General features: G+C 64.7%; 32 protein-coding genes. 13 read left to right on the forward strand and 19 right to left on the reverse strand.

The genetic code is table 11. The features are described 5' to 3' along the window. The first annotated feature begins 68 nt into the window (after nucleotides 1–68). Together EPO50_RS18560 and EPO50_RS18565 are read left to right on the forward strand one after the other, a co-directional pair. Complete coding sequence (locus EPO50_RS18560) at nucleotides 69–632, forward strand: helix-turn-helix domain-containing protein (RefSeq protein ID WP_296346491.1); 564 nt, start codon at nucleotides 69–71, stop codon at nucleotides 630–632. Between the two features lie 20 nt (nucleotides 633–652). After that, nucleotides 653–1,489, forward strand: a complete 837-nt coding sequence (locus EPO50_RS18565) for an EamA family transporter (RefSeq protein ID WP_296346492.1) — start codon at nucleotides 653–655, stop codon at nucleotides 1,487–1,489. Between the two features lie 22 nt (nucleotides 1,490–1,511). Here EPO50_RS18565 and EPO50_RS18570 read toward each other — a convergent pair whose 3' ends face one another. Continuing rightward, nucleotides 1,512–2,120, reverse strand: a complete 609-nt coding sequence (locus tag EPO50_RS18570; protein WP_296346493.1) for an ElyC/SanA/YdcF family protein — start codon at nucleotides 2,118–2,120, stop codon at nucleotides 1,512–1,514. A gap of 52 nt (nucleotides 2,121–2,172) precedes the next feature. Here EPO50_RS18570 and EPO50_RS18575 point away from each other — a divergent pair, with 52 nt between their 5' ends. Beyond that, the gene (locus EPO50_RS18575) at nucleotides 2,173–3,795 is read left to right on the forward strand and encodes a thiamine pyrophosphate-dependent enzyme (RefSeq protein ID WP_296346494.1); all 1,623 of its coding nucleotides are present in this window, start codon (nucleotides 2,173–2,175) and stop codon (nucleotides 3,793–3,795) included. 244 nt (nucleotides 3,796–4,039) lie between these two features. Beyond that, entirely contained in the window at nucleotides 4,040–4,942 is a 903-nt protein-coding gene (locus tag EPO50_RS18580; protein ID WP_296346495.1) for a toll/interleukin-1 receptor domain-containing protein, read from the forward strand. Between the two features lie 174 nt (nucleotides 4,943–5,116). Here the strand turns inward: EPO50_RS18580 and EPO50_RS18585 are convergent, their stop codons facing one another. After that, nucleotides 5,117–5,389, reverse strand: coding sequence for a hypothetical protein (locus EPO50_RS18585; RefSeq protein ID WP_296346496.1), 273 nt, complete (start codon nucleotides 5,387–5,389; stop codon nucleotides 5,117–5,119). Nucleotides 5,390–5,555: 166 nt separating this feature from the next. Beyond that, nucleotides 5,556–6,776, reverse strand: coding sequence for a cation:proton antiporter (locus tag EPO50_RS18590; protein WP_296346497.1), 1,221 nt, complete (start codon nucleotides 6,774–6,776; stop codon nucleotides 5,556–5,558). Nucleotides 6,777–6,831: 55 nt separating this feature from the next. Between EPO50_RS18590 and EPO50_RS18595 the strand changes: the two genes are divergently transcribed. Both EPO50_RS18595 and EPO50_RS18600 read left to right on the forward strand, forming a co-directional pair. Beyond that, nucleotides 6,832–7,596 (forward strand): hypothetical protein, encoded by a 765-nt coding sequence (locus EPO50_RS18595; RefSeq protein ID WP_296346498.1) that lies wholly within the window; start codon nucleotides 6,832–6,834, stop codon nucleotides 7,594–7,596. Between the two features lie 138 nt (nucleotides 7,597–7,734). Next, nucleotides 7,735–8,109: a hypothetical protein gene (locus tag EPO50_RS18600; protein ID WP_296346499.1), complete on the forward strand. Its 375-nt coding sequence runs from the start codon at nucleotides 7,735–7,737 to the stop codon at nucleotides 8,107–8,109. 398 nt (nucleotides 8,110–8,507) lie between these two features. Here EPO50_RS18600 and EPO50_RS18605 read toward each other — a convergent pair whose 3' ends face one another. From EPO50_RS18605 to EPO50_RS18615, 3 genes are all read right to left on the reverse strand, one after another. Beyond that, nucleotides 8,508–8,819 (reverse strand): H-NS histone family protein, encoded by a 312-nt coding sequence (locus EPO50_RS18605; protein ID WP_296346500.1) that lies wholly within the window; start codon nucleotides 8,817–8,819, stop codon nucleotides 8,508–8,510. Nucleotides 8,820–9,394: 575 nt separating this feature from the next. Beyond that, nucleotides 9,395–9,694, reverse strand: coding sequence for a hypothetical protein (locus EPO50_RS18610; RefSeq protein ID WP_296346501.1), 300 nt, complete (start codon nucleotides 9,692–9,694; stop codon nucleotides 9,395–9,397). 209 nt (nucleotides 9,695–9,903) lie between these two features. Continuing rightward, entirely contained in the window at nucleotides 9,904–11,097 is a 1,194-nt protein-coding gene (locus tag EPO50_RS18615; RefSeq protein ID WP_296346502.1) for an aromatic ring-hydroxylating dioxygenase subunit alpha, read from the reverse strand. Nucleotides 11,098–11,297: 200 nt separating this feature from the next. Between EPO50_RS18615 and EPO50_RS18620 the strand changes: the two genes are divergently transcribed. The 4 genes from EPO50_RS18620 to EPO50_RS18635 all read left to right on the forward strand — a co-directional run bounded on the left by EPO50_RS18620 (nucleotide 11,298) and on the right by EPO50_RS18635 (nucleotide 13,660). Next, the gene (locus EPO50_RS18620; protein WP_296346503.1) at nucleotides 11,298–12,527 is read left to right on the forward strand and encodes a peptidoglycan-binding domain-containing protein; all 1,230 of its coding nucleotides are present in this window, start codon (nucleotides 11,298–11,300) and stop codon (nucleotides 12,525–12,527) included. Between the two features lie 61 nt (nucleotides 12,528–12,588). Then, nucleotides 12,589–12,855: an isochorismatase family protein gene (locus EPO50_RS18625; protein WP_296346504.1), complete on the forward strand. Its 267-nt coding sequence runs from the start codon at nucleotides 12,589–12,591 to the stop codon at nucleotides 12,853–12,855. An 82-nt stretch (nucleotides 12,856–12,937) separates the two neighbouring features. After that, complete coding sequence (locus EPO50_RS18630) at nucleotides 12,938–13,438, forward strand: DUF421 domain-containing protein (RefSeq protein ID WP_296346505.1); 501 nt, start codon at nucleotides 12,938–12,940, stop codon at nucleotides 13,436–13,438. Nucleotides 13,439–13,483: 45 nt separating this feature from the next. Further along, nucleotides 13,484–13,660 carry a hypothetical protein gene (locus EPO50_RS18635; protein WP_296346506.1) on the forward strand — a complete coding sequence of 59 codons (177 nt, stop codon included), beginning with the start codon at nucleotides 13,484–13,486 and terminating at the stop codon, nucleotides 13,658–13,660. Between the two features lie 17 nt (nucleotides 13,661–13,677). Here the strand turns inward: EPO50_RS18635 and EPO50_RS18640 are convergent, their stop codons facing one another. From EPO50_RS18640 to EPO50_RS18650, 3 genes are all read right to left on the reverse strand, one after another. Further along, nucleotides 13,678–13,893: a hypothetical protein gene (locus EPO50_RS18640; RefSeq protein WP_296346507.1), complete on the reverse strand. Its 216-nt coding sequence runs from the start codon at nucleotides 13,891–13,893 to the stop codon at nucleotides 13,678–13,680. Between the two features lie 119 nt (nucleotides 13,894–14,012). Then, the gene (locus EPO50_RS18645; protein WP_296346508.1) at nucleotides 14,013–14,249 is read right to left on the reverse strand and encodes a hypothetical protein; all 237 of its coding nucleotides are present in this window, start codon (nucleotides 14,247–14,249) and stop codon (nucleotides 14,013–14,015) included. Nucleotides 14,250–14,348: 99 nt separating this feature from the next. Next, the gene (locus EPO50_RS18650) at nucleotides 14,349–14,588 is read right to left on the reverse strand and encodes a hypothetical protein (protein WP_296346509.1); all 240 of its coding nucleotides are present in this window, start codon (nucleotides 14,586–14,588) and stop codon (nucleotides 14,349–14,351) included. 101 nt (nucleotides 14,589–14,689) lie between these two features. On the opposite strand from EPO50_RS18650, the gene EPO50_RS18655 reads away from it, so the two are divergent. Continuing rightward, entirely contained in the window at nucleotides 14,690–14,995 is a 306-nt protein-coding gene (locus tag EPO50_RS18655) for a hypothetical protein (protein ID WP_296346510.1), read from the forward strand. Nucleotides 14,996–15,028: 33 nt separating this feature from the next. On the opposite strand, the gene ampH is transcribed toward EPO50_RS18655, so the two are convergent. After that, nucleotides 15,029–16,198 (reverse strand): D-alanyl-D-alanine-carboxypeptidase/endopeptidase AmpH, encoded by a 1,170-nt coding sequence (ampH, locus tag EPO50_RS18660; protein WP_296346511.1) that lies wholly within the window; start codon nucleotides 16,196–16,198, stop codon nucleotides 15,029–15,031. Nucleotides 16,199–16,243: 45 nt separating this feature from the next. After that, nucleotides 16,244–16,687: a hypothetical protein gene (locus EPO50_RS18665; RefSeq protein WP_296346512.1), complete on the reverse strand. Its 444-nt coding sequence runs from the start codon at nucleotides 16,685–16,687 to the stop codon at nucleotides 16,244–16,246. Nucleotides 16,688–16,914: 227 nt separating this feature from the next. On the opposite strand from EPO50_RS18665, the gene EPO50_RS18670 reads away from it, so the two are divergent. Further along, nucleotides 16,915–17,139 carry a lasso RiPP family leader peptide-containing protein gene (locus EPO50_RS18670; RefSeq protein ID WP_296346513.1) on the forward strand — a complete coding sequence of 75 codons (225 nt, stop codon included), beginning with the start codon at nucleotides 16,915–16,917 and terminating at the stop codon, nucleotides 17,137–17,139. A gap of 26 nt (nucleotides 17,140–17,165) precedes the next feature. On the opposite strand, the gene EPO50_RS18675 is transcribed toward EPO50_RS18670, so the two are convergent. Both EPO50_RS18675 and EPO50_RS18680 read right to left on the reverse strand, forming a co-directional pair. Next, a complete protein-coding gene (locus EPO50_RS18675; protein WP_296346514.1) occupies nucleotides 17,166–17,969 on the reverse strand; it encodes an ABC transporter substrate-binding protein in 804 nt (267 codons plus the stop codon). Further along, the gene (locus EPO50_RS18680) at nucleotides 17,956–19,356 is read right to left on the reverse strand and encodes a multicopper oxidase family protein (protein ID WP_296346515.1); all 1,401 of its coding nucleotides are present in this window, start codon (nucleotides 19,354–19,356) and stop codon (nucleotides 17,956–17,958) included. The genes EPO50_RS18675 and EPO50_RS18680 overlap by 14 nt, the downstream gene beginning before the upstream one ends. A gap of 105 nt (nucleotides 19,357–19,461) precedes the next feature. On the opposite strand from EPO50_RS18680, the gene EPO50_RS18685 reads away from it, so the two are divergent. Beyond that, the gene (locus EPO50_RS18685; RefSeq protein WP_296346516.1) at nucleotides 19,462–20,118 is read left to right on the forward strand and encodes an HAD family phosphatase; all 657 of its coding nucleotides are present in this window, start codon (nucleotides 19,462–19,464) and stop codon (nucleotides 20,116–20,118) included. A 20-nt stretch (nucleotides 20,119–20,138) separates the two neighbouring features. Here EPO50_RS18685 and EPO50_RS18690 read toward each other — a convergent pair whose 3' ends face one another. The 6 genes from EPO50_RS18690 to EPO50_RS18715 form a co-directional block, all read right to left on the reverse strand. Beyond that, nucleotides 20,139–20,909, reverse strand: a complete 771-nt coding sequence (locus tag EPO50_RS18690; protein WP_296346517.1) for a TerC family protein — start codon at nucleotides 20,907–20,909, stop codon at nucleotides 20,139–20,141. Continuing rightward, nucleotides 20,909–21,154, reverse strand: coding sequence for a hypothetical protein (locus EPO50_RS18695; protein WP_296346518.1), 246 nt, complete (start codon nucleotides 21,152–21,154; stop codon nucleotides 20,909–20,911). Before EPO50_RS18695 ends, EPO50_RS18690 begins: the two co-directional genes overlap by 1 nt. Before the next feature lie 122 nt (nucleotides 21,155–21,276). Next, nucleotides 21,277–21,522 carry a hypothetical protein gene (locus EPO50_RS18700; RefSeq protein ID WP_296346519.1) on the reverse strand — a complete coding sequence of 82 codons (246 nt, stop codon included), beginning with the start codon at nucleotides 21,520–21,522 and terminating at the stop codon, nucleotides 21,277–21,279. Between the two features lie 88 nt (nucleotides 21,523–21,610). Continuing rightward, the gene (locus EPO50_RS18705) at nucleotides 21,611–22,330 is read right to left on the reverse strand and encodes a Crp/Fnr family transcriptional regulator (RefSeq protein WP_296346520.1); all 720 of its coding nucleotides are present in this window, start codon (nucleotides 22,328–22,330) and stop codon (nucleotides 21,611–21,613) included. 134 nt (nucleotides 22,331–22,464) lie between these two features. Further along, entirely contained in the window at nucleotides 22,465–23,379 is a 915-nt protein-coding gene (locus EPO50_RS18710) for an NAD(P)-dependent oxidoreductase (RefSeq protein WP_296346521.1), read from the reverse strand. After that, on the reverse strand, nucleotides 23,376–24,710 hold the full coding sequence (locus EPO50_RS18715; RefSeq protein ID WP_296346522.1) for an AarF/ABC1/UbiB kinase family protein: 1,335 nt from the start codon (nucleotides 24,708–24,710) through the stop codon (nucleotides 23,376–23,378). The genes EPO50_RS18710 and EPO50_RS18715 overlap by 4 nt, the downstream gene beginning before the upstream one ends. Between the last annotated feature and the right edge of the window lie 35 nt (nucleotides 24,711–24,745).

Here is a 24,745-nt window from a genome sequence, read left to right on the forward strand (position 1 = left end):
CAATATAAGCGATGAGTCGTCCATTATATTGGACGACGCCAATGCCCTCTTCCGCTAACGCCTCCTCAGTGAATGATCGCATCGCTGCCCGTGTACGGGAATTGCGGGCGGAGCGTGGGCTGTCGCTCGAGGCGTTGGCGGAGGCGTGCGGGGTCAGCCGGTCGATGATCTCGCTGATCGAGCGCGGCGAGACCAGTCCGACGGCCGTCGTGCTGGAGCGGCTGGCAACGGGGCTGGGCGTGATGCTGGCCTCGCTGTTCGATGCGCCCGCAGCGGCCGCACCCGCCGATCCGGTGTCGCGCCGTGCGGCGCAGCAGGAATGGCGCGATCCGGCGTCGGGCTATCTCCGGCGCAACGTCTCGCCGCCGGGCTTCCCCTCGCCCATCCAGCTCGTCGAGGTGTCGTTTCCCGCCGGCGCGCGCGTGGCCTATGAGAGCGGTGCGCGGCAGACGGCGACGCATCAGCAGATCTGGGTGTTGCAAGGCACGATAGAGGTCACGCTCGGCAAGGTGCGCCACACGCTCAGCGTCGGCGACTGCCTCGCGCTCGAACTCGACCGGCCGATCACCTATCACAACCCGACCGCGAAGCCCGCGCGCTATGCCGTGGTGATCGTCTCGTTGCCGCGCTGATCCCGACGCTGACGATGCCCATGACTCTCATCGACGTCGCCGCCGCGCTGTTGAGCGCGCTGCTGCATGCCGGCTGGAACGCCGCGGTGAAGGCCAACCGCAATCCCGCACAGGCGATGATGGCGCAGATGGTGCTGGGCGCCATCCTCGTGGCGCCGCTGCTCTTCTGGACCGGCTTGCCGGCGCTGGGCGCCTGGCCGTGGATCGCGGGCTCGGCGCTGCTCAACCTCGTGACGGTGAACGCTCTCCTGCGCGCCTACGAACTGGGCGGCTTCGGCATCGTCTATCCTGTGGTCCGTGCGCTGGCCGTACTGTTCGTCGTACCACTCGCCGCGCTGGTCACCGGCCATCTCGTGGGCTGGGGCGCATTTGCCGGCATCGCCATCATCGCCGTGTCGCTCGGCGTTCTGGCGTGGGACGCCTCGCGCGGCCACGGCCTGGTGCTGCGCGCCATCGGCTGGGCGGCGCTCGCCGGCCTCGGCACCGCAGCCTACATCCTCTGCGATGCGCAGGGCGTGCGCGCTTCGGGCTCGCCGCTCGCCTACGGCTTCGTCGCCTCGATTTGCAACGCCTTAGCGATGTGCTGGCGCCAGCGCCGCAACGGTCCCGTGTGGCAGCAGATGAAAGGCCAGTGGCTCTACGCGACGCCGGTCGCGGTGGCGTCGATGGTCTCCTATCTCCTGATCCTCTGGGTGTGGAACCACGCGCCCGTCGCGCCCGCCGCCGCGCTGCGCGACACCAGTGCCGTCTTCGCCATCCTGATCGCCGTCATATGGCTGCGCGAACCGCTCACCCGCACGCGCCTCGCCGCCGTGTTGCTGGCCGCGGCGGCGGTGCCGTTGCTGCGGCTGGGGTGACGCCGCGGGCGCGCGACTCCCGCTAATCGGCCCAGACGTCGAAGTAGGCGCGCAGCGCCGAGGGGTAGCGGCGCAGTTCGGTGAAGATGCTGTAGGCCCGCGCCACGTCGCGCGCCTCGAAGCCCCACGCTTCGATGTCGCGCTCGCGCGCGAGGAAGATCGCGCGGGAGAGGTGGAAGCGCTGCGAGACGATGATCATCCGCTTCTGCCCGAACTCCGCCTCCGCGCGCTGCACCGACGCCAGGGTGCGCACGCCCAGCTCGTCGCGCACGATCGCGCTCGCCGGCACGCCTCTCTTGATCAATCCGGCTTCCATCGCCGCCGGCTCATCATAATCCGGTGGCCGCTTGTCGCCACTCACCAGCAGCCTCTTCACCTTGCCCGCATGCCACAGCGCGGCTGCGGCATCGAGGCGATAGACGAGATAGCGGTTGGGCCCGCCTTCGGGGCCGATCGGCGCGGCACCGAGGACCAGGGCAAATTCGACATCGGGCAGGCGCGCGGGATCGTCGCTGATGTAAGGTGCCGACAGCCGGTCGAGCCGGCGTTCTGCCGCCCAGGCCAGCAGCACCAGGATCAACGCTGCCGCGCCCGCGGCCAGGAGTGCGTAGAGTAACAGCCGCGTCGCCATGCCTAAGTGTCCATCGCTTTAGTCGCTTCCTCCACGTTCACAGAGAGAGTTGATGCCCCGCCTCAGCACCGCCGAAGCCACGGTCGAAACCCTTCTCCGCCACGGCCTCGATACGGTCTATGCCCTGCCCGGCCTGCACCAGGACCCGCTGTTCGACGCCTTCTACCACGCAGCCGATCGCCTGAGGGTGATCCATCCGCGCCACGAACAGACCGCGGCCTACATGGCGCTGGGCGCGGCCCTCGCCACCGGCAAGCCGCAGGCCTTCGGCGTCGTGCCCGGCCCCGGCCTGTTGAACGCCGGTGCCGCGATGCTCACGGCCTACGGCATGAATGCGCCGGTGATCGGCCTCATCGGCCAGATCCCGCAGGCCGACATCGACAAGGGCCACGGCCATCTGCACGAGATCCACGACCAACTCGGCCTGATGCGCCACATCACCAAGTGGGCGGAGCGCATCCGCGGGCCGCAGGAAGCGCCGACCCTCGTCAGCCAGGCGATCTGGCAGGCGACCTCGGGCCGGCCACGTCCCGTGGCGCTGGAATGCGCGCTCGACACCTGGGCCAAGCGCAGCGAAGTGGCCCTGCCCGACGCGCCGCTGCCGTTGCCGCCACAGGTGGTCGACGACGAGGCGATCGAGGCGGCGGCAAAGATCCTCGGCAATGCCGAGCGGCCGATCCTCGTACTCGGCGGCGGCGCGCTCGATGCCAGCGCCGAGGTGATCCATATCGCCGAGATGCTGGAAGCGCCGGTCTCGTCCTATCGGCGCGGCCGCGGCGTCATCCCCTCCTCGCATCGACTGGCCGTCGACATGCCGGTCGGCCATCGCCTGTGGAAGGACGCCGACGCCGTGCTGGCGGTCGGCACGCGCTTCTTCATCCAGAACGGCAACTGGGGCATCGACGACAAGCTCAAGGTGGTGCGGATCGACATCGATCCCGACGAGCCCGACCGTTTCCGCAAGCCCGACGTTGCGCTCGTGGGCGATGCCGCGCACCAGTTGCGCGCCCTCATTGCGGCGCTGGCCAAACACAACCGCAAGCGGCCCTCGCGCGCCGAGGAACTGAACGGTCACCGTGCATGGCTGGCCGAGCGCCTGTCGCGGCTGGAGCCGCAGGTCTCGTTCCTGCGCGCCATCCGCAACGCGCTGCCCGAGGACGGTATCTTCGTCGACGAGGTCTCGCAGATGGGCTTCGCCTCGCGCGTGGCGTTGCCGATCGAGAAGCCGCGCACGTTCCTCTCGCCCGGCTACCAGGACAATCTCGGCTGGGGCTTCGGCACGGCGCTCGGCGCCAAGGCCGCGATGCCCGACCGGAAGGTGCTGGCGATCGCCGGCGACGGCGGCTTCATGTACCAGGTCGGCGAACTCGCGACCGCGGCGCGGCACAATCTTGCCGTCGTGGTCGTCGTGTTCGACAACGGCGCCTTCGGCAACGTGAAGCGCATCCAGCAGGAGCGCTACGGCAACCGCCTCATCGCCTCGGACCTGCACAACCCCGACTTCGCCAAGCTCGCCGACTCCTTCGGCATCGCCTCGTTCAAGGCCATCGACGCCAAGCAGCTCGAAGACGCCCTGCACAAGGCCTTTGCGCTGAACGCTCCCGCCCTGGTCTGGGTCCCGCACGGCGACGTGCCGAGCCCGTGGGACCTCATCATGATGCCCCGCGTTCGTTGAGTATCAATGGTTTAGCCAATGGTTAGCCCACAATTGTCCTTGTAGCTTTTTGCAAAGGCTGGCTGACTTTCTTCTCGCAATCCGAGTGCCGGTGGCGTGCAATTCCTCCGCCGGGCACATCTTTGACACGCGCGTTTCCGCCACGTTCCAGCCCAACTAGTGTCTGAGGCCGTCCCGATCACCAGCCCCGCATTCGTCCCGGGCCTCGTGTCGTGAATGCTGACAACGGAGGGAGGCTAACAGGATGAAAGTTTTTATCAGTTGGTCAGGCCCGCGGGCGCAGGCAATCGGCGAGGTTCTGCGCGACTGGATTCCCAGCGTGCTGCAGGCCGCGAAGCCCTACTTCAGCCCCGAAGACATTTCAAAAGGCGCCAGATGGTCCTCCGAGATTTCAAACGAGCTCGAATCGTCGAACGTCGGCCTTCTGATCCTGACACCGGACAATCTCAATGCCCCATGGCTCCTGTTCGAAGCGGGCGCGCTGGCAAAGAATCTCGAGAAGTCGAGAGTGTGCCCCATTCTCTTTGGAGAGTTGAAGCCAAGTGACATATCCGGTCCGCTCACGAGCTTTCAGGGCGCACCGTTCAGTGAAGGCGAGATCAAGCGTGTGGCCAGGATGATCAACGATCAGCTCGGCGCGCAGGCCCTGGAGCCCAAGCTCTTCGATACGGCGTTCCTGAAATGGTGGCCCGATCTCAATGCCGGCGTTCAGAGAGCACTCTCCGGGCACGCGTCGGTCGTGACCAAGCAAGCCCGGCCGAACAGCGAGATGCTGGAAGAGGTACTGTCGCTCGTCAGAAAGATGGCTGCAGTCGAGACGACCGCGCCTGAATTGAGCACGAAGCAATTCAACGACAGACTTTCTGCAGCACAGGCAGAACAGCACGTTGCCCTGCGCGACCTTGCCTCGGCGATCTCCAAGTTCGCTCTGACGGTCATTCTCGACGGTGAGGCGAGGAATCAACCTCTTAGTTCCTTCACCGAGTCGAGTCTCAACGAGCTCCGGGCGCCCCTGGAAAAGGTGCTGCAACTGGGTGCAGCGGGAAGAGAAGTCGCGCGGCTGGTCGAAACGATCTTCAATCGGCAATCGAGGCCCCAATCATCTCAGCCTCAATCGTTCCAAACAGATTTCGACAGCAACACTTAGGGCGCGTCGCGATCCAAAAAGAAGGGCTCGCGGGGGGCGAGCCCTTCCACTCCTCCGAAGAGAAGATCGGAGCAGCATGGGGTGGGTCCCTGCCCCGATACCTATCTAAAGCCCGAACACGACGATCGGTTGCGTGCGCCGTCCAACCGTCTTTCATTGGCTCCGGTTGCGCCGTCAGATCGCCAGGGCCAACAGCAGTTCGCGGCTTTCCATCTTGTTTCCGGCTTTCGCATTCGCGGCCTGGATGGTCGCCATTTCGCCGCTCTTCAAGGCCGCCTCGCGGCATTTCTGGAAGTGTGCCAAGTCCTCGAAATCCAGTTCGAAGAGCCACTGCCCGAGATGAGGTCCCGTGAATATCTGCGTGACCCGATAGGCGCTCGCGCCGGCTTTCTCCCACATTGCCTTGGCTCGTTTGGCTTCCGCCGTGCCTACATCCACGTCGGCCACGGAAAACCGGACAGCCCATGTCACTGTAGTCATCGCTGCTCTCCCCGGAGCTGGTTGCTGATCGATGTCAGCTACGCCACGCGACGCCCGGCGATGCTTTCACGCCAGCCGCGCGAGTCAAGGTGGGGCGCAGCCGGCGATCGTGATCATTTCGGGTCTATTCCGGTCAGTCGGCGACGGCCGATGGCGATACGGCCGTCGACGACACGACTCTCTTGGCTGCCCGCTCGGTCAGGATCAGACCCACGATCGAGGTTACAATCACCAGGACGACTGTTGCGTTAAGCATGGGCTTGTCGATCAGCCGCTCCCCTGCCGGATTCTTCGTCGCGTAGGCGACGAGCGCCACGGCGAGGGTCGCGGCGACCTGAGGCACGGTGAGCGCGAACATCAGCGACCGTTCACCGGGGCGGTAACCGAACAGCCGGCCGGCCGCCTCTGCCGCCAGCCACTTGCCGCCGAACAGGGCAGCCAGGACTCCAACCACCAGCAACGGCTGGTCACGCAGGGTGAAGAAGAACAGCTTGAAGTCGACCAGGAAGCCCGCCGTGATGAAGAAGACCGGGATGAACAGCGTTTGGCTCATGACCTCGAGCGCGTTCCCGCCCTCGACGTCACCCAGCGCCCGCTTCAGCGCCACGCCGGCGAGGAAAGCGCCGATGATGCCCTCCATGCCGATCCATTCTGCGACCTGTGCCGACACCGCGATCACCAGCAGGACGATCGTCGTGCGCGCCGCCTTGCTCGTACCGAGCACGCGCAGCAGCCATTTGGCCACCGCGCTCAGACCGAAGAGGACGCCCGGCACATAGACCGCGAGCCAGGCCAATTGAATCGCCACAGCCGCCGGATCGACGCCGCCGACGTGGATGGGCAGGCAAATGGCCAGCACCAGGATCGCCAGCATGTCGGTGAGCACCGTGGCACCGACCGTCGCAACCACGGGCTCGTGTCCCATCAGATCGTACTTCTTGAGGATGGGCAGGCCGAGCAGAGTATGCGAGGCGAGCACGGCGCCGATCACGGCACAGGCGACCGGCGAGTAACCCAGCGATGCGCCGAGGGCGGCGGCCAGGAGGAACGGGCCGGCAAAGGTGAGCAGTCCGAACGTCGCGGCCTTGCGGCGCGTGCGGTTGAACTGGTCGACGTCGACCTCGAAGCCGGCGAAGAACATCAGCAGCAGCTTGCCGAGATCGGCAAAGAAGTTGACCACCTTGCCGTCGGGATTGAGGATGGCGAGCACGTTGGGACCGAGAATGATGCCGGCGAGGATGTAGCCGACCGGTCCCGGCAGGCGCAGCCGCTCCATCAGCTGCGGCAGCAGCAGAGTCAGCAGCAACGTCAGGGCAAGGTTGGTCAGGTCGGGCAGATGGGTCAGGAACTCCACGCTTCTTCTCTCCCCTGGGAACTCGTTAGTTTCCCATGACATTGACGGTCGCGACGTGCAGGCCCTGACGTCATCCCCCTTTTTGGTTGCAGGTCTCCTTCTGGTGATCCTGCTGGCCTGCCATGAGGCGGGCTACCGCCTCGGATTCAGGGTCGCCAAAGTCGATGACGACTACAAGCGCCGCGTCGACATGATCCGGAATGCCATCCTGGCCCTGGTCACCTTCCTGGTCGGCTTCAGCTTCGCCGGCGCCGGCGCCCGTTTCATCGACCGGCAGGACATGATCGTGAAGGAGGCCAATGCCATCGGCACGGCCTGGTTGCGGGCCATGCTGCTGCCCGAGCCTCAGCGCGGCGAGGTGCAGACCGAGCTGCGCCAGTACACGACCGATCGCCTGGAATTGCTGAGAAGCTACGACACGGCGAGCATCCAGCGGCTGCTGGCAAAGGCCGGAGAGGCGCAGAATCGCTTTTGGCGGAGCGGCGTGACCGGCGTCGGCACCGACCGCGAGTTCGCCAACTTCATGTTGCCGGCGCTCAACGACGTCATCGACATCCACTCCGAACATCTGTCCGCGGCGCGTCGGCATGTGCCGCAGCCAATCCTCATCGTCATCATCGTCACCGCTGCGATCGGCATGGGGATGATCGGCTACGACAACGGCCTGGCGCGCCGACGCTTCTTCATCCTGAGCAGCGCCTTCGCGATGGTCCTGGCGGCGGCGCTCTGGATGACGATCGATCTCGACCGCCCCCGGCACGGCTTCGTGCGCGCCAGCGCGCAGCCCTATATCGACCTGCTGGCGTCGATGAAGCCTTGAAGGAGCGATGCCGCCCGAATCGATCGCCGCAACAGACGATCAACCTCGTCCTGTTGCAGCGCATCAATGTGCATAAACGCTGCAAGACACGCTAGCTGGCGGGTGATAATCTCCGCCCTTCGACCGGGGGGAGACTCGATGGACAAGGCTACCGAACGCGCGCGTTTCGACGCGGCGACAGGCACAGTTGTTGTCGAATGCATCAAGCCGGACGGCGGCACGCGCAGTATTCAAATCAATCTCGACGCCGCTGAAGCCATCGTGGAAGCGCTCAACAGCGCGAAGCCGGAGCCGGCCTTGGTCGGGCTGGAAGACACGGGCGTCTACAGTGTCTGCGACCTCGAACTGGCTTCCTTCACAGGCAAGTTGCACCTGGATCTGCGGATAGCAGACGGACGGAAGGCCACGTTCATTCTGCAGGCGCCGTCATATTCACAAGACGAGATCGAATCGATTTCCAATGACCTGCAGCGCGCCTTGATGCGCCTGCAACCGGCGCAGTCTCGCCACTGACGAACCAGGAGCGCGACTTCCGTCTCAAGCCTAGCGTTGAGGGCTTGGTGGTGTGGCGCGGCGGTCCGTATCGAGACCTGGTCCCGGCTGCTGAGGCGACGGGTTCGCGGTCGACGGTGTTTGCGGACCAGATTGTGGTGAAGACGGCACCGTAGGCGACGTGCCGCCCGGCGCCGGTGACCCCGGTGCGGGTGATGTTGTCGTGCCGCTGCCGGGTGAGCCCGTGCTGCCACCCGGAGACCCGCCGGGCGTTTGCGCGTAGGCCGTTCCGGCAAATGCGCTGCAAACCGCCACTGCAATGACAAACCTGATCATCTGTCTGCTCCTTCCGGCTGAAGAAGGAACAGGCTGGCGACTGGTCGCGTTGCGCGTACTGACAGAAAATATCGCGGATGCGGCTACCGCACCGAGAAGCTCTCCAGCTTCTTGCCCTGCTTGAGTGCCGCCGACAGCCACCTCGGCCTGTTACCGCGGCCGGCCCAGGTCTCCGATCGGTTCTTGGGATTGCGATACAGCGGCGGAAGCTTTCTTCCCTTCAAGGCGTGACTGCCGCGCGGTTGCTTGCCGTTCTCGCTGCGCTGAGAACCCACTTCCTTCAACGCGGCCATCAGATTCTGTCGATCCTGTGCCAGATGAAGATCTATCGCCGCTTCAATCTCCGCCCTCGTTTTCACCAACTCTTCAAAGGACATCGACCGAATGCTCTTCATCTCTACGTTGCCTCTCGCCGTTGTCAGGTTCGCGGTTCGCGATTCTGTCTTTCAGATGGAGAAGTGAACGAGACGAGTCAATTCCTGTGATGGCGAGTCCCCTTCACTCAGGCAGCAACATTTTCTTTTCATACAATGAAGAGGGCGCGCCTTGCCTGAGCGCACTCGATCTTTGGACAAACGACGATAAGTCGTGGCCTGGCTTTTCAAAACCATGGCGCTGCGAACGACGTGCTGATGTCGACGTCTGTAACCTTGGAGTCATGCCTGGTGCGCGTCATGCCTTGCCCGGCGATCCCGCATCCCCCTATTGCGAGCGCATCACTCTCCGATGACACACCAAGTAAGCCATTCCGGCGTTCGCACATGCAGCTATTGCAGCGCATCTGTCGCAACAGGAATGTGCATATAGCATGACGCAATCAATAAAGTGCCCACTACACTTTATTTACGCGCTTCGGCAGTTGCCGTTCCGGTGCGGGTCCCCAACCCCTTCCGGTCGCCACCCAACCCAGCACACCGAGTAGTAACCCACCCGGCGGGCGCGTTCCCATCCGCGCAGCTGGGCCCTGCTCTTACTTCATTGCTTTTGCCAGACGCTCGCGCAGCTCGGCCGTCGTCACCACGACGTTCGTCGCCTCGAGATCGGAGAATTGCGCAGGTATCGGCGCCAATTGCTCCGCACGCCGCAGGGCGCCGTCCGCTTCCTGCCACCGCTCCGTCTTCAGAAACTCGAGGAAATCCTGAAAGTGAAAGCTCTCCCGCCGGTTCAGCGGACGCTTATGGCTGTCGATGGCGTTCAGCAACCGCTCGAACCGTCGTACGAGTTCGAGAAGCGTGCCGCGAAAATCATCAGGCTCAATGGTCATGCCCATACAGGATGGGATGCCACAGCTCGTCACCGAGGTGAAGCCGTTGGATGAGAAGAGAGGACCCGCCCACCCGACGGGTCTCTCCTACTCTACTGTCCGGTCGCCCCAATCGACCGTGCCCAAGGTGTAGAGTTCATTTGTGCTAATTTTATGGTACTAAATGCGCATAAAGTGCCACAAAAAAGGACCAAAGCAGCGCTTAGCGACAGGCCTCAGCGCGGTCCATTCGTCTCCGTCCCCTGACCGGCCGCCGTTGTCGCACTGGTGAGTTCCTGTATGGACTCCTCGAACCAGCCAACGCGCTCTTCGCGGGCGCCGAGCATGGGCACTTTGTCGATCTGGTGCGCCACGGTTTGGATACGCTCGCAGACCGACGCATCTTCGTTCACGACCCGATTGAAATAGTGGCGGTAGATGCGGCGGCGAAACGGATCGGTGATCGGTCGCGTCGCTTGCACGAATCTCCGACGGCCGGACTCGAACGGCGCGGTAAACAGCCAGGCCCTGAAGGCCGTGCGGTCGTGCGTGGCTGGAGAGTATTGCAGCACGTTGCAGAACCAGAACGACGAGTCCGCCTCGGCGTGCGCGACGATCAGATCAGGCAAAATCTGGAAAACGAAATAGTGGCCGGACCGGTAACTGCCCGAGCGACATCCTGCGAGCAGACTCGCAAGGCAGTTCTCGTCGTCCGAATTGATGAAGGCGCTGTGCGCTCCCAGCCTGAAGTAGCGATGGCGGGACATCGAACTCCCATAGCCGTGTCGGCCGAAGGTCGTCGGATGGACGGCAGGACCGTGATACTCGTCCAAGGTGATGTGGAGGTTCAGTCGCCAGTTGGCCTGAATGGAACGCTCTGTATAAAGCCGCCGTTCGTTCTTCGGCACCATGGCTTCGAGGATCGGGAAGGTCTCGCCCAGGAAATCCTCGAGTGATCCTGTCGCTCCATTTCTCATCTCATCAGGAGCTGGGAAGCGTCCAAAGACCATCGGGCCGCACGTCGCCAGTTCGAGCGGCCGCAGCCGGGCGCCAAGCTCATGCGGCGGCTTGCCGAAGACCATGTTGCAAATCGGAATGCCGACGGCCCGCCCCTCGCGATTGTACTGCCAGTGATGGAAACCGCAGATCAGCGGACCGTTGCCCCTGGCCGCCGTGCGCAAGGGATGGAAGCGATGGGCGCAGACATTCTCGAAGCCACGCAGTTCATCGCCGAAGCGCTGCACGAACACCGAGCGTGTGGCGAGAGATGCGCGGAACCAGTCGCCGTCGCGCGTCAGTTCGTCGGCAAAGCCCAGGAAAGTCCAGACATGTTCCAGGCGTCGTTGCTCATCGCGGAAGGCCCGCGGATCAATGAGCGACTGGGTCCAATCTGAGGTGAACCCGGACGTGGAATGTCTGGTTTCAGCCATCTGCCATCGGAACGTTCGACCACCACGGCGAGCGTAGGCAACGCATTTGATCGATGTCAAACGGCGATGCCAACGGGCGATGCCAACGGGCGATGTCAAACCGCCCGAAGCTATGCGTCCTTGAAGGCTGAATCGGGAATTGAAGGCGGTTTAGCATCCTCGGATTGCGGGGGCGGACCGCCCCGCCGAGGGGAGGGCGCATGAAGTTCTGCTTTCCGCCGCATGTCCTGTTTTCTTCGCCGCCGCTGTCGAAGACGCTGCAAGGCAAGATCTTCTTCAAGATCGGCAAGTTCGCAGAAGATCACATTGCCGACGACTACCAGAAGTTCACCGGTCGCAAAGACTGGTACCCGAAGCCGATCACCGCGGACGACTTCAGGGACGGCAGCCAGCAACTGAGTGCAAAGACGCTCTACTTTTCCTTTCTCGTCGAGAAGAACCCGGGCGTCGACAAGGCCAAGCTGGAAGAGCTGATGAACCAGCGCGCCATCAGCGGACCGGACGGACAGATCGTCTACATTCCCGATTTCATCAGCGAGAAATCGCCGGCGGCAAAGCGCTTCTACGAGGTGAAACCCGGCATCGCCAACGAGCGAAACGAGGCCGGCGAAACCAAGATCGCCTCGGTCCGCGCTTTGATGCAAGACGTCGACCTTCCCTACAAGCCCGGTGCGCTGTTCAAGCCGACAGGGAAACATGAACTCTACAAGCAGACCATCTACATCCCAGGCGCGATGATCCTGCCTTTGCCGATCACGGTCACCTTCGAGTACCAGCGGCACGACAAGATCGATGGCTTGATCGTCTATTCCTTCTGCATCGATGCCGACTTCAAGAAGACGCTGTTGGCTGCGGCGCTGATCGTCGCCATCGTCGCGATCATCGTTCTGGCCGTCTTGTTCCCGGAACTGCTCAAGGAGATACCGCTTCCGCCGTGGTTCCCGAGCCCCGCCAGCACGCCCGCTTTTGGCCTGGCGCCGGCGAACGTCCAGCCGTTCAGAAACCTCCTGGCGTCCTATCCCGCGCCCAGGACCGTCCCCGACATGCGCGCCCGCGCGCTGACGGGGTCCGTCGGGGCTGGCGGCCGCAACGCGCCCGACGACGTGCAGATCGTTCAGTTTCTGCTGAACGCCTGGCAGGGACTCGTGCGAAGCCCGTTCCTCGAACTCGATGGGATTGCGGGCCCTCTGACACGCGGCGCCATCGTCGCCGTGCAACAGGCGGCGGGGCTGAGGTATGTCGATGGGCGTGTGGATCCGGGTGGTCCCACTCTCGAAGTGCTGGGCAAACTCGGCGCGATCGGCATTGCCATGACGCTGCGGAACACACCGCGCTCGCCTTATGTGATGCGCAATCTTTATCCTCCCTTGATGGAGGGCGACCTCCTGTCGATCTTCTGGTCGTCGCTCGCCTCCAGGGGCCGTGGCTAGACATGAACCTTGCGCGAGGTGAGACGTTGTCCCGGCAGTCACCCGCGCCACCATCGAGATCATGGGTAAGCCCGCAGAACCCTTCGGCCAGGCACTGAAGTGCGACGGTGTCACGACCTTGATCGTCACGGGTGGCGAGACCGATGTGTGCGTTCCGGCCACGGTGATGGCCGCCATTGATCGCGGGTTTCGGATCGTGCTGCCGACGGATGCGCTTTGCAGTGCCGAGGACAGTACGCACAATGCCTTGCTGCAGTTCTACCGGCGGCGCTTCTCGCACCAGATTGAAGCGACCACGACAGTCGACGTGCTCGACCGTTGGTGCTGACGCACCGGCAACAGCGTAGCACCTTGACCGTTATGCCGCTTACGGCAACCCATCTCTGGATGAGTCGACAACGGAGGCGACCTTGGACAGCCTGCTCGAGATCGATTGGAAGGCAATCTTCGTCCCGCAGAACTCGTTGATCGAGCCCATCCTCCGCGGAACGATCATGTATCTCGGCATCCTGGCCATGCTCCGGCTGGTGCTGCGCCGCCAGGTCGGTGGCATCGGCACGGCAGACGTTCTGGTCATCGTGCTGATCGCCGAAGTGGCGGGCAACAGCATCGCGCCGGCCGAACAGTCGGTCGGCGAAGGCCTACTGCTGGTCGCCACGATCCTCTTCTGGAGCTACCTCATGGAATGGCTGCAGTTCCGCTTTCCCGGCTTCCAGCGCCTGATGCGCGATCCCAAGCTGAAGTTGATCGACAACGGCCGGATGCTGCGCCGGAACATGCGCCGGGAATTCGTCACTTCCCAGGAACTGATGGCGCAGGTTCGCGAAAAGGGTCTGGAGGACTGCAGCCGGGTCAAGTCGGCCTATCTGGAGGCCGATGGCTCCATTAGCATCATCGAGCGCGAGCACTAGGCGCTGCGATGGGCACGCGACCAGAGTTGGGGCAGGACACACACGATGGATGCGCTCGTCGTCTTGGTCATCTACCTCGGCCCCTTCATCCTGATCGGGCTGGCGGCGATGTGGTGGGCGCGTCGAAAGAGTACCGACCTCTCCGATATCCAGGCTCAGGCGGGCGAGAACCGGCGGAAACGCCGCGTCTTCCTTCTGGGATTCTGGCGGTCGGAAGAGTGATACGGATTACCTGAGGCTCACTCATCGTCCCAGGCGAGCGGCTGCTCCGGCGGCGGCGGCTCCATCAGCTTCATGCCAAATCCCATCGCGACGACGATCACGGCGATGGAGAGCGTGGTCGCAACCAGCGACGGACCGATTTCGTGGTGCAGTGCCCTCATCCACATCCAGAAGATGCCGGCGGCCAGGACCAGAGGAATACCGATCGCAAGAAGTGTCGCTGTAGGCGGCATTGCCGACGTATATCGCATAACAACTGCAGGCTTCAAGACAGGGCAGCGCGACCATTTCGCAAGGATGCCCATCCGTTGCGTCATATATCGAACTGGTGGCCGCCTCTAGCGTTCGGACGCTAGTGCCCGCGGCGGTTGCCATGGAACATCAACGCCATCAGCCCGATGCCAAGGGCCAAGGTCGCGATGATCCCGAGCGCCATGGCGATGAAGCCTGAATTGCTCACCTGAGCAGGTCCGACACCGGCCGTTTCCCAACCGATGACGCTGAAGGCGACCGCGAGCGCCAGAAGTACGAGCAGGACGGTGATAACTCCCCACGGCCCCGCGTGTCGGCCCGGATTCTGAGAAGCCATAATGTCTCTCCTCCTTGCCTCCACTAAAGCAAAGGGCGGAGCGGGCATTTGGTTGCCTGATGCGGTCCGTTTAAAGGGCGGATCCGGGGCGGCCGGCGCCTATCCCCGGCGGAAAAGACCCGCCACCATCTGTCTGATCCGCGGCGAGAGGAACGGCAGCACCAGCCACGCCGCCATCAGGTAAGGCATGTTCAGGTCGGGCCGGAGCCAGGGGAGCAGCCCCAGCGCGAACAACGCCATCATCAGGTGGCGATGCGTGCGCCGCTGGCTCGGCAGCCAGGGCGCAAGGACCTCATTCGCCGTCTCCAGCGCCCGCATCGTCTTGGATTGCTCGTCCATCGCCGCCCGCCCCCTGCCCCGGTCGACAGCTTGGCAGGACGGCGGGCACGCCGGCAACCCGGCCGCCCGATCGGACGTTCAGCCTTCATGGGAGGCGCCCTATGAAGCTCGCTGTTGCAGGCGTTGCCGTCGCGATGATGCTGGCAGGGAACGGCTTCGCCCAGACCGCTCCCGCCTCGGCGCCGATCGCCCCGACGGACAAACTGGCGGTCAATCCCATCCCGCCGGATGTGCAGGCCGAGGAGTCCAATCTCATCCGCTCGAAGATCGAGCGGGCCGGCTACACCGAGATTTCCGTCCTGTCGCGCGACAGCTGGGGCGTCTGGCGAGGTCGCGCCAAGAAAGGCGATCAATTCGTCAACGTCGTCGTCGACAAGGGCGGCCGGATCAAATCCGAGCCGCGTTGAGATCGCCCGCCTGCTGACGTCGGGGCTGTGGCGTCACCGCGGCGCCAGGTTCGCGATCAGTTCGTTGGCGACCTTGGCCATGGCCATGGCGGCGGAGAAGTTGAACTGGCTGATGGTGACGAACACGCCGACGCCGCGCGTCGGGGCGAAGGCCACGTAGGAGAAGACGCCCTGCAGCCCGCCCGCCTTCTGCAGGATCATCGGCTCGTCACCCTTGGGCGCCATCACGATCCAGCCCAGCCCCATCGCGCTTGCATGGCCCGATTCGTCGAGGCCCGACGCAGGCTTCATCCCGTCGCGCGGCACGTAGGCCGCATGATCGATCAGCCGCACCTCCGCGCCGTTGGGTGAAAAGCGGTCGAGATGCCAGGTGAGCCAGCGCAGGATGTCGTTGGGCGTCGAGTAGAGGCTACTGGCGCCGGCCATCACGTCGGTCGCGCGCACGTCGGGCAGCGGCGAGCCGTCGAAATTGTGGCCCTGCATCAGGCGCGCCGCATCGCCGGGACGCAGGGTCATCACCGTGTCCTTGAGCCCGACCGGATCGAGCACGGTCTCCTTGAGCAGCGCGTCGTAGGGCTTGTTCGCCGAATTGGCCAGCGCTGCGGCCAGCATGTCGAAGGCGAAATTGGAATAGAGCAGCCCGGTCGCCGGCGCGAACAGCAGCGGGTCGGACTGCAGACCCTTGATGTAGGTCTCCTTGGTGAGCGTGCGGAACGGATCGTCGGCCGGGCCCGACTCGCGCTCGACCTCGCGCGGCAGGCCGGAACTGTGGGTGGCGAGCTCGATCAGCCGGATCGGCTTGCCGTCCTTCTCCGGCACCTTGACCATCCAGCCGATGCGATCCTGCAGGCGGTCGGTGAAGTGGACGCTGCCGCGCGCCACCTGGGCCGCCAGCACCTGGCCGGTGAAGGCCTTGGTGATCGAGCCGATGCGCATCATCGTGTTGCCGTCGGGCGTCTTGCCGGAGCCCTTCGAGGTCTCACCGAAGCCGAACACCGCGGTCTGACCATCGCGCACGGCGCCGATCACCATCGCCGGCACCTTGGTGTCGAGGAACAGCACCGCGCCGGTGAAGCCGACCACCTCCTCCAGGAGTTTGTCGGCGGCGCGCGCGGCCGTGCCGGCAAAAAGGACCGCTGTGGCCGAGAACGTGACCACCGCGCCCCGCCAGGAGCGCGCGCCGAGACGCGACGATATCTTCATCCTGATTCTCCCCCAATTGGTCTCTGAGCGGACGGCTTCCGCCAGCTATTGCTTCTCGAAGGCGCGCGGCCCGGCCAGGACGTATTCCCGCCCCTGTTCTTGCGACACTTCTTCGACCCCGACGGTCGACGTCGGACGGACGTAGACGACCAGGAACCGCATCTCGCGCGGCGAGAGAGTGACATAGTGACGTCCGGCGCCGGTGCTGCTCGTGGCGCGCACGTCGTAGGTGCCTGGCGCAAGCTCGACCCTGAACCACGACTTGTTGGCGAGATCGCCGAGCTGCCGCGAGCCGATGCTGACGTTGAGGTTTGGAGCGCCGCCGCCCGGCCGGTCGGCATTCACGATGTAGAGCGCCGCCATGCCCTGCGAGGGCGCCGCGAACCGCGGGCCCTGCGCGTCGTAGTTCGGATCGGCTACGGGCACACCCGGCGGAGCGCAGGCAGCGAGGAACAGGAGAAGCCCGATCACTACTGAAACACGACGCATGTCCGATCCTTCAATCTACCTGAACTCGCACGCACTCGACCCTTAAAGCGTGGGTCGTGGTGTCCGCCATCTTTGCAAGCCAACGAATTGCGCAGCAAGCACCGCCACTCCCCAACAGCCCCAAGAACAACTTCGAATGCAAAAAGATTTCAGTCACATGGCAAATTGACTCTTTCTATGTGTTGATTAATTATTGCACAATAGATGCAACGTCGTGAAACAGACCAATGAAAGAGGACACGGTGATGAACGACGACACACCTGCTCCAGCGACGTGGCACGCCTCTTCGGACGGCGAAGCCACTCCCGATGCCCCGGCCAACCCTAAGAAGAAACCCTATGCGGCGCCGACGCTGGTGCGCTGGGGCACGCTGCAGGACATCACCCGGACGACCGGTTGGCGAGGCGCCGGCGATGGCGGAAAGGGCTTCTATCGCAAGACGCGCTGGTAGATCGGCGGCCGCTTCGCGACATTGCCCTAAGGCACGCCCCACTTCTCGGCGATGCGCGCGTAGGCGCCATCGCCGCGCATCTCCGCCAGCGCCGCATTGATCCGCGTCAGCAGCGCCGGATTGCTCTTCGAGACTCCGATGCCGAGCGGCTGCGGATCGTCCGGCACCTGCGCGGCGATGCGCAGCCCCGGCGTCTGCCGCGCCAGCCACGCGGCGACCGGATAGACCTTCATCACCGCCGTGATGCGGCCCGCCGCCAGATCGACCATAGCGTCGGCGATGCGGTCGAAGGGATAGACCTTGATCGAGCCGATCTGTCCCCTCGCCTGCATGACCTTCGCGATGTCGTAGTCGGTCGTCGCAGCCTGCACGCCGACGCTGGCATTGCGAAAATCGCCGATGCCACGAATGCCCGGCGAGCGCCGGCCATCGACGACAAGGCTCAGGGTCGTGGTCATGTAGGGTGTCGACCAGGCCAGCGTTTTCTCGCGCGCCGGCGTGATGGTGATGCCGCCCACGATGCAGTCGTAGTCGCCGCGCTGCATCTCGCCGAGGATCGTCTCCCACTGCGTGTTCACGAACTCTGGCCTGAGTGAAAGACGCCGCGCGATCTCGTTCATCAGGTCGACCTCGAAGCCGACGCGTTCGCCCTTATCGATGTACTCGAAGGGTGGATTGACGAAATAGGTGCCGATGCGCAGGACGCCGGGCGCCTTCGTCAGGCTGCTCTCGGACACCTGCGCGCACGAGGCCAGGAACGGCATGAGCGGCGCGAGTGCGGACGCGGCGACGATCGCCCGCCGGGTCGGCTTCTTTTCAGGAGAAGCCACGATAGACCACCGTCGTGAACATGCCCGCCGCCATGTGATAGAGGTTGTGGCAGTGGAAGGGCCAAAGGCCCGGATTGTCGGCGTCGAAGACCACCTTCACCGTCGCCATCGGCGTCACCAGCACGCAGTCGCGCACCGCGCCCGCGATCTTCTCGCCGTCGATCTCCGTGACCTGGAAGTTGTGGCCATGGAGATGCATGGGATGAGACATCATCGTTGTGTTGCGCATCACCAGCTCGACTCTCTCGCCGCGATCGACCGTGACCGGTGCGCCGCCCATGCCATGGACCTGCAGGCCCCAGGTATAGGCCGCCATGTCGCCGATCAGGTCGACCGGCACGGAACGATCGACGCGACGTGACGACAAGGGCACCGCTGCGCGCAATGCCTTCTCGTCGGCAAGCGTCAAAGCGGGCGCCGCGGCCTCGGCCGTCTCGCTGACTTTCACCACCGCAGCGCCACGCGGCCGCAGCAGGAATCCGGTGCGCAGGGCCCGGCCCTCGCAGACCGCGAGGATTGGCAGCGCCGCCGCCGCGTCGGGCGGGATGCGTACGATGAAGTCGGCACGCTGGGCGATGGCGAGCGGAAAGCGGCGTACCGGACGCGGCGTCACCGGATTGCCATCGACAGTGACCAGCGTGCCGTCGAGCGCGCCGAGGTCGACGACGAAATTCGACGATGCCGAGCCGTTGATCAGCCGCAGCCGGACCTGCGCGCCGCGCTCGACATCGAACACCGCCGGATCGGCGAGCGTGCGATCGTTGGCGAGGAAGGCATCGAAGGTGACGTCGTTGAGGTCGGGTTTCCCCATACTCATTCCGCCACCACCCGCTCCTCTCCCCATCGGCATGACCATGGGCTTCGGCCGGCGCAGGCCCGCGAGGATTTCCTGAGGCGGCGTCCATGAGAAATCCTCGAACATGACCACGACTTCCTGCACGCCGCTGGCGATCGCCGCGGTCTCACGGATGATCAGCGGCGCGGCCAGCAGGTCCTGTTCCTGCAATCCGAAATGCGAGTGCATCCAGCGTGTGCCCGCAGGCTTCGCCGGGAAACGATAGTCGGCAGAGCCGCGCGCCGGGATCGGCGGGGCGGAAATCCACGGAACGCCGTCCTGCCGCCACGGCGGCGTGAGGCCATGCCAGTGAATGCCCGACGGAACGGAAAGCCCGTTCTCGAGCCGGACGTTGAACTCGTCGCCTTCGTCGAGGGTGAGCCCGTAGGCGCCGGAGGATTGAGCGATGCCGTAGCGCGTGGCGGCCTTGCCGTTGACGTCAATCTGCCGCGTCTGCAGGCGAAGGACGTGGCGCGCGGCCTGCGCGCCAAGCGGCAAAGGAAGAAGAGACGCAACGGCGCCCGCAACAAAGGTGCGACGGTGACTGAGCAAGATCCCCTCCCCAGGCCGCTTCTTTTACGTTTCTTGGTCGATCTGAAGGGTTGCAGCAGGCGCACAACTTGGCAAGTTGCCTGCCCCCGAGGAGTCCACCTGATCATGAGCCTGCCCCGCCAGCCCGTCGCCGTCGTCTTCGACATGGACGGCCTGCTGTTCGATACCGAGACGCTCTACCAGGAAGCCGGCGTGCTGGCGGCGCGCGACATGGCGCTTGAAATGACGCCCGAACTCTTCCGCAGCATGGTCGGCCTTCCCTGGCTCGCGACCGGTGCGATGCTGACGAAACACTTCGGTCCCTCGTTCGACGTCGACGCCTTCGCCGAGACCTGGCGCGGGCATTTCAGCGTCATTGTCGAGACGCGCCTCGCGCTGAAGCCGGGGGTGCTGGAACTCCTCGACAAGCTCGACGAGCACAAGCTGCCGCGCGCCATCGCCACTTCCTCCTCGCACAAGACGGCGCAGCATCACCTCGCGTTCCACAATCTCGCGGGACGCTTTCACCATGTCGTGGCGAGCGGCGACTATGCCGCCGGCAAGCCCGCGCCCGATCCCTATCTCATGGCGGCCGAACGGCTGGGCGTCGCGCCCGGTCTTTGCCTGGCACTGGAGGATTCCTACAACGGCGTCCGCTCCGCCTCGGCCGCCGGCATGATGACCATCATGGTGCCCGACCTGCTCGATCCCACCGACGAGATCAGGAGCCTCTGCACCCTGATCGCCCGTGACCTCCACGCGGTTCGTGACTTGCTGCCGTAGCGCTGCCGGCGCGCGTCCTTTCACCTCGGCGGTGTCGGCGTCGGCCCACGTCTCGAAGGATGGACGACGGGCACGGGTTCGTTGCCCCGGCCCGTGTCCACCCTTCGAGCGGCCCTGGACGCCCCCCAACCAAAACGCGGGCTGATGCAGAGCAGCAGGATTACGATCGCGACGCCGAAGCCGGCTTCGCGATGGTGCGCGAACCAGTCGGCAAGCAGCGGCTCGCGCACGATCATCGAATAAGCGGTCCAGCCCAGCACGGCGGCGCCCAGCAACACGACTGACGGAAAGCGGTCGACCAGCCAGATCACGAGCTGGCTGCCCCACACCACGATGGGCACGCTGATCGCCAGCCCCACGACGACCAGCACGACGCTGCCATGGGCAACGCCCGCGATCGCCAGCGCATTGTCGACGCCCATGACGGCATCGGCCACGATGATGGTGCGCAGCGCCCCGGCGAACGTCGTCGCCGACACCTCGACGGCGGGATTCTCCGGCGAGGCCGGCGCAGGCTTCACCAGCTTGCGCGCGATCCAGACGAGCGCGAGGCCGCCCGCCAGCATGAAGCCCGGCACGCCCAGGATATAGACCACCAGCACCGCCATGGCGGCACGCACCACGATGGCGCCCAAGGTGCCACACAGGATCGCCTTGCGCTGGTTCTCCTTCGGCAGGCGGCGCGCCACCAGGCCGATGATCAGCGCATTGTCGCCGGCCAGCACGAGGTCCATCAGCACGATCGCCATGAGCGACGACAGCGACTGCATCGAGAACAGGTCGTGTTCCATCAGTCGTGTCCGCTGCGGCTGCTGTAGAAGACCAGCGCCATCAGCCCGACGCCGAGCGCCAGGGTGGCGACGATGCCGATGGTCATGGCGGTGTAACCGGCGGACGTCATCGAATTCTCGGGATGATCGCCGCCCATGCCCCAGCCGACATAGAGGAAGGCCATCGAGAAGACGAGGATCACCATCAGGACGGAAATCACCATCCACATTCCGGCGCGGCTCGATTTGTAGGGCTGCTCTGCCATGGCGGCCTCCTCTCGACTTCGACAGCCAATCGGTAGCACCCGGAGAGAAGCGCGCTTTGCGTACGCGCAAAGTCGCGTGCGGCGTTATGACGGTGCCTGCATGGTGAACAGGCCGTGTTCCGTCAGTCGCGTCCGCTGCGATGACTGTAGAAAAGCAGGGCCATCAGGCCGACGCCCAGCACCACTGTGGCGATGATCCCCATGGTCATGGCGGTATAGCCCGATGCCGTTACCGCGTTGTCGGGATGGTCGCCGCCCATTCCCCAGCCGACATAGAGCATGGCCAGCGAGAACACGAGGATCACCAGCAGGGACAAAATCACGGCCCACGTCCCGATGCGGTTCGGCTTAGGCGGTTTGTCTGTCATGGCGACTCCTCTCGGTTTCGATAGCCGATCGGTAGCACCCCCGGCCAGCCACGCATTGCGCTAGCTCAAAGTGCGGGTACAGGTGTGGTCACGACGACGCAAGATAGGCCGGCCTGAACTCGCCGAGCCTCTGCAGGCCCGCCCGGTCAAGGACGGTGATCTCGTGGCCGTCGACGGCGATCAGGCCGCCGCCTTTCAGCTCGGCCAGCATGCGGTTGACGTGCGGGCCGCTCAGTCCGACCACGTCGCCAATCCCCTCCTGCGACAAGGGCATTGCGAAGGAGGTTTCCGTGGCGAGGCCGACCGCCTGCAGGCGCGTCAGCATTTCGAGGAGGAAATGTGCCAGCCGCGGCAGGGGCTCTCGCCGGCCGGCGCCGATGATGTGCTCGGCATAGATGGACGCCTCGCGCGCGGCGAACCAGACCAGCGCCGTCGCGATGTTGGCCCGCTGCAGGCAGAGCGCGGTGAAGGCGTCGAGAGGCACATGGCTGAGGCTCATCCGGTCCACCGCCGAGACCGAGAAGACGGCGTGCTCGTAGAAGCAGGCGGGAAAGCCGATGATGTCGCCGGGTAGCACCACGTTCACGATCTGCCGCTTGCCGCTGTCGAGCAGCTTGTAGCGGATGGCGATGCCCTCCTCGACGACATGCAGCGCCTTGTACTCGTAGCCCTCGACGATGATGTCCTTCGCCTTCTTGGCGACGGTGCGGTGGCCCAGCAGATGCTCGAGCGCCGCCAGGTCCTCACCATCGAGCCGGATCGACCGATCGAGCCGCGCGACGAAGGGATGGAGGCGGATGGGGTTCATGATGGCGCGGACTATAGCACCGTGCCTGGGGTCCATCCTTCGAGACGCACCGCTACGCGGCGCTCCTCAGGATGAGGGCTAAGTGTCCAACCTCATCCTGAGGAGGCGCGAAGCGCCGTCTCGAAGGATGGGCCTCAGGAAAGCCCGTCGAGCACTTCCTTAAAATTGGTACGGCAGGTGAACCCAAGGACCTTCGCCGCCTTCGACGAATCGTAGACGCGGTCGACAGTGTCGAACATCGTCCAACCACGGCTTGCGTAGCGCTTGCGATAGTCGGGGAAGTAGCGCGCGACGACCGACGGCGCGTCGGCGATCAGGGCGCGGCAGTCCTCGCGGCGGAACGGCGTCAACGCCGAGACGATGAAGGTGTCGAAGCCGATGTCCTTTGCCCTGGCCAGCGCCACGACGTGCGCTTCGGCGGCATCCTCGACCGAGAGGCGGCGGAACAGGAATTCGTTGGCCTTGGTGTTCTCGCCGGACTGCGCGATGGCGTGCGCCATGTCGTCTTCCTCGGGGAAGAAGCGCGAGGTACGCAGCACCAGCACCGGCAGCCTGTGCAGGTGGTTGAACAGCCGGCACAGTTCCTCGGCTGCGAGCTTGGTGACGCCGTAGATATTGCGGGGCTTCAGCGGCGTCATGCTCTCGTCGATCCACACCGCCTCCTTCGCCCCGCCTGCTTTGCCGTCTCGGATCTCCTGCGAGATCATGAGCGAAGTGGTCGAGGTGAAGACGAAGCGGTCCACCCTGGAACCTGGCGCCACCGCCTCCTCCAGGAGGTTTAACGTGCCCTGCACGTTCACCGCCACGAACTCCGAATTGTCGTGGGTCTCGATATGCGGCTTGTGGCGCGCCGCGGCATGGACGATCGCCTCGATGCCCTCACCCTGGATGAGGCGATGGACCAGCGTGCGATCGACGACGGAGCCCACGACCGACGTCGTCGGCCCCGCTTCGGGATCGAGCCCGATCACTCTGTGTCCGTCCGCCGCAAGCCGGGGCACCAGGGTCTGGCCGAGCCAGCCCGAGGAGCCCGTCACAAGGATGTTCACGGCAGTCCCGCTTCCTTCAGCGCCACGTCCTGACGCTCGGTCAGCGCTTCTACATCGAAGCCCTCGATCATGCCCTCGAAAAGCTGATGCCAGTTGATCGAGGCGCGGAGGTGGATGAACACCGAGCCGAGGCCGATGGCGGCGCGGTCCATGAACACGAACTCGCGCGGCGGCCGCACGCCGCCCATCTTGCGCAGCTCGCCGAACACGTTCTGCGCCATCTCGCGGCCGTAGCCCTCGGCCATGCCTTCGGTGAGGCGGCGCGGCCGGTCGTCCATCAGCGGCCCGTAGAGGAAGGCCGCCCAACGGTTCAGCACCTGGATCATCTCGCGGCTGAGGCCGGTGAAGCCCCAGTCTTCATAGGCCGCGACGGCGCGCGCCTCGTCGTCAGTCATCAGCGCGCGATAGAGCTCGATCGAGCCGCGCACGAATCGCGGCGGGAAGATGCGCACGCAGCCGAAATCCATCAGGTTCACCGACCCGTCGGGCCGCACCGAATAGTTGCCGAGATGCGGATCACCGTGGATGACGCCGTAGCAATAGAACGGCACGTACCAGGCGCGGAACATGGCGATGGCCAGCGCATCCCGCTCCTCCTGCGAACGGGTCTTCCAGTTGAGCAGCGGCTCGCCGTCGAGCCAGCCCATGGTCAGCAGCCGGTCGGTCGAATGCGAGGCGACGACATCGGGCACATGGACCCGAGATTCGTCGCGCAGCATGTAGCGGTAGAGCGCGACGTGCCGGGCCTCGCGGCGATAGTCCAGCTCCTCGCGCAGCCGCGACGTGATCTCGGCATGGATCTCGTCGGTGCGGATCGCCGGATCGAAGCGCTGGCCGACGGCAAAGACCAGCTTGAGCTGGTTGAGGTCGGCTTCGAGCGCCGAGGCCATGTCGGGATATTGAAGCTTGGCGGCGACCGGCGTGCCGTCCTTCAGGGTGGCGCGATGCACCTGGCCGAGCGAGGCGGCGAACGACGCTTCCTTGGCGAAGCTGCCGAACTTCGCCTGCCAGTCGGGACCGAGTTCGCTCGCCATGCGCCGGCGCACGAAGGCCCAGCCCATGGCCGGCGCATTGGCCTGGAGCTGCGACAGCTCGCGGGCATATTCCGGCGGCAGCGCATCGGGGATGGTGGCGAGCAGTTGCGCCGCCTTCATCAGCGGCCCCTTGAGGCCGCCCAGTGCGGCCTTCAGTTCGCCCGCATGCTTGTCGCGGTCGAGGCCGAAGCCGAGATAGCGCTGTCCCGCCAGCTTGACCGCCAGCCCGCCCACCGACGTGCCGACCTTGGCGTATCGGCCGAGCCGCCCGCCGAGGGAGTCGTTTTCGTTACTCATGCTGGGCGCGCGCCAGTCCACTGGCGCGATCCATG

This window comes from Reyranella sp., assembly GCF_004297405.1.
Taxonomy (GTDB): Bacteria; Pseudomonadota; Alphaproteobacteria; order Reyranellales; family Reyranellaceae; genus Reyranella.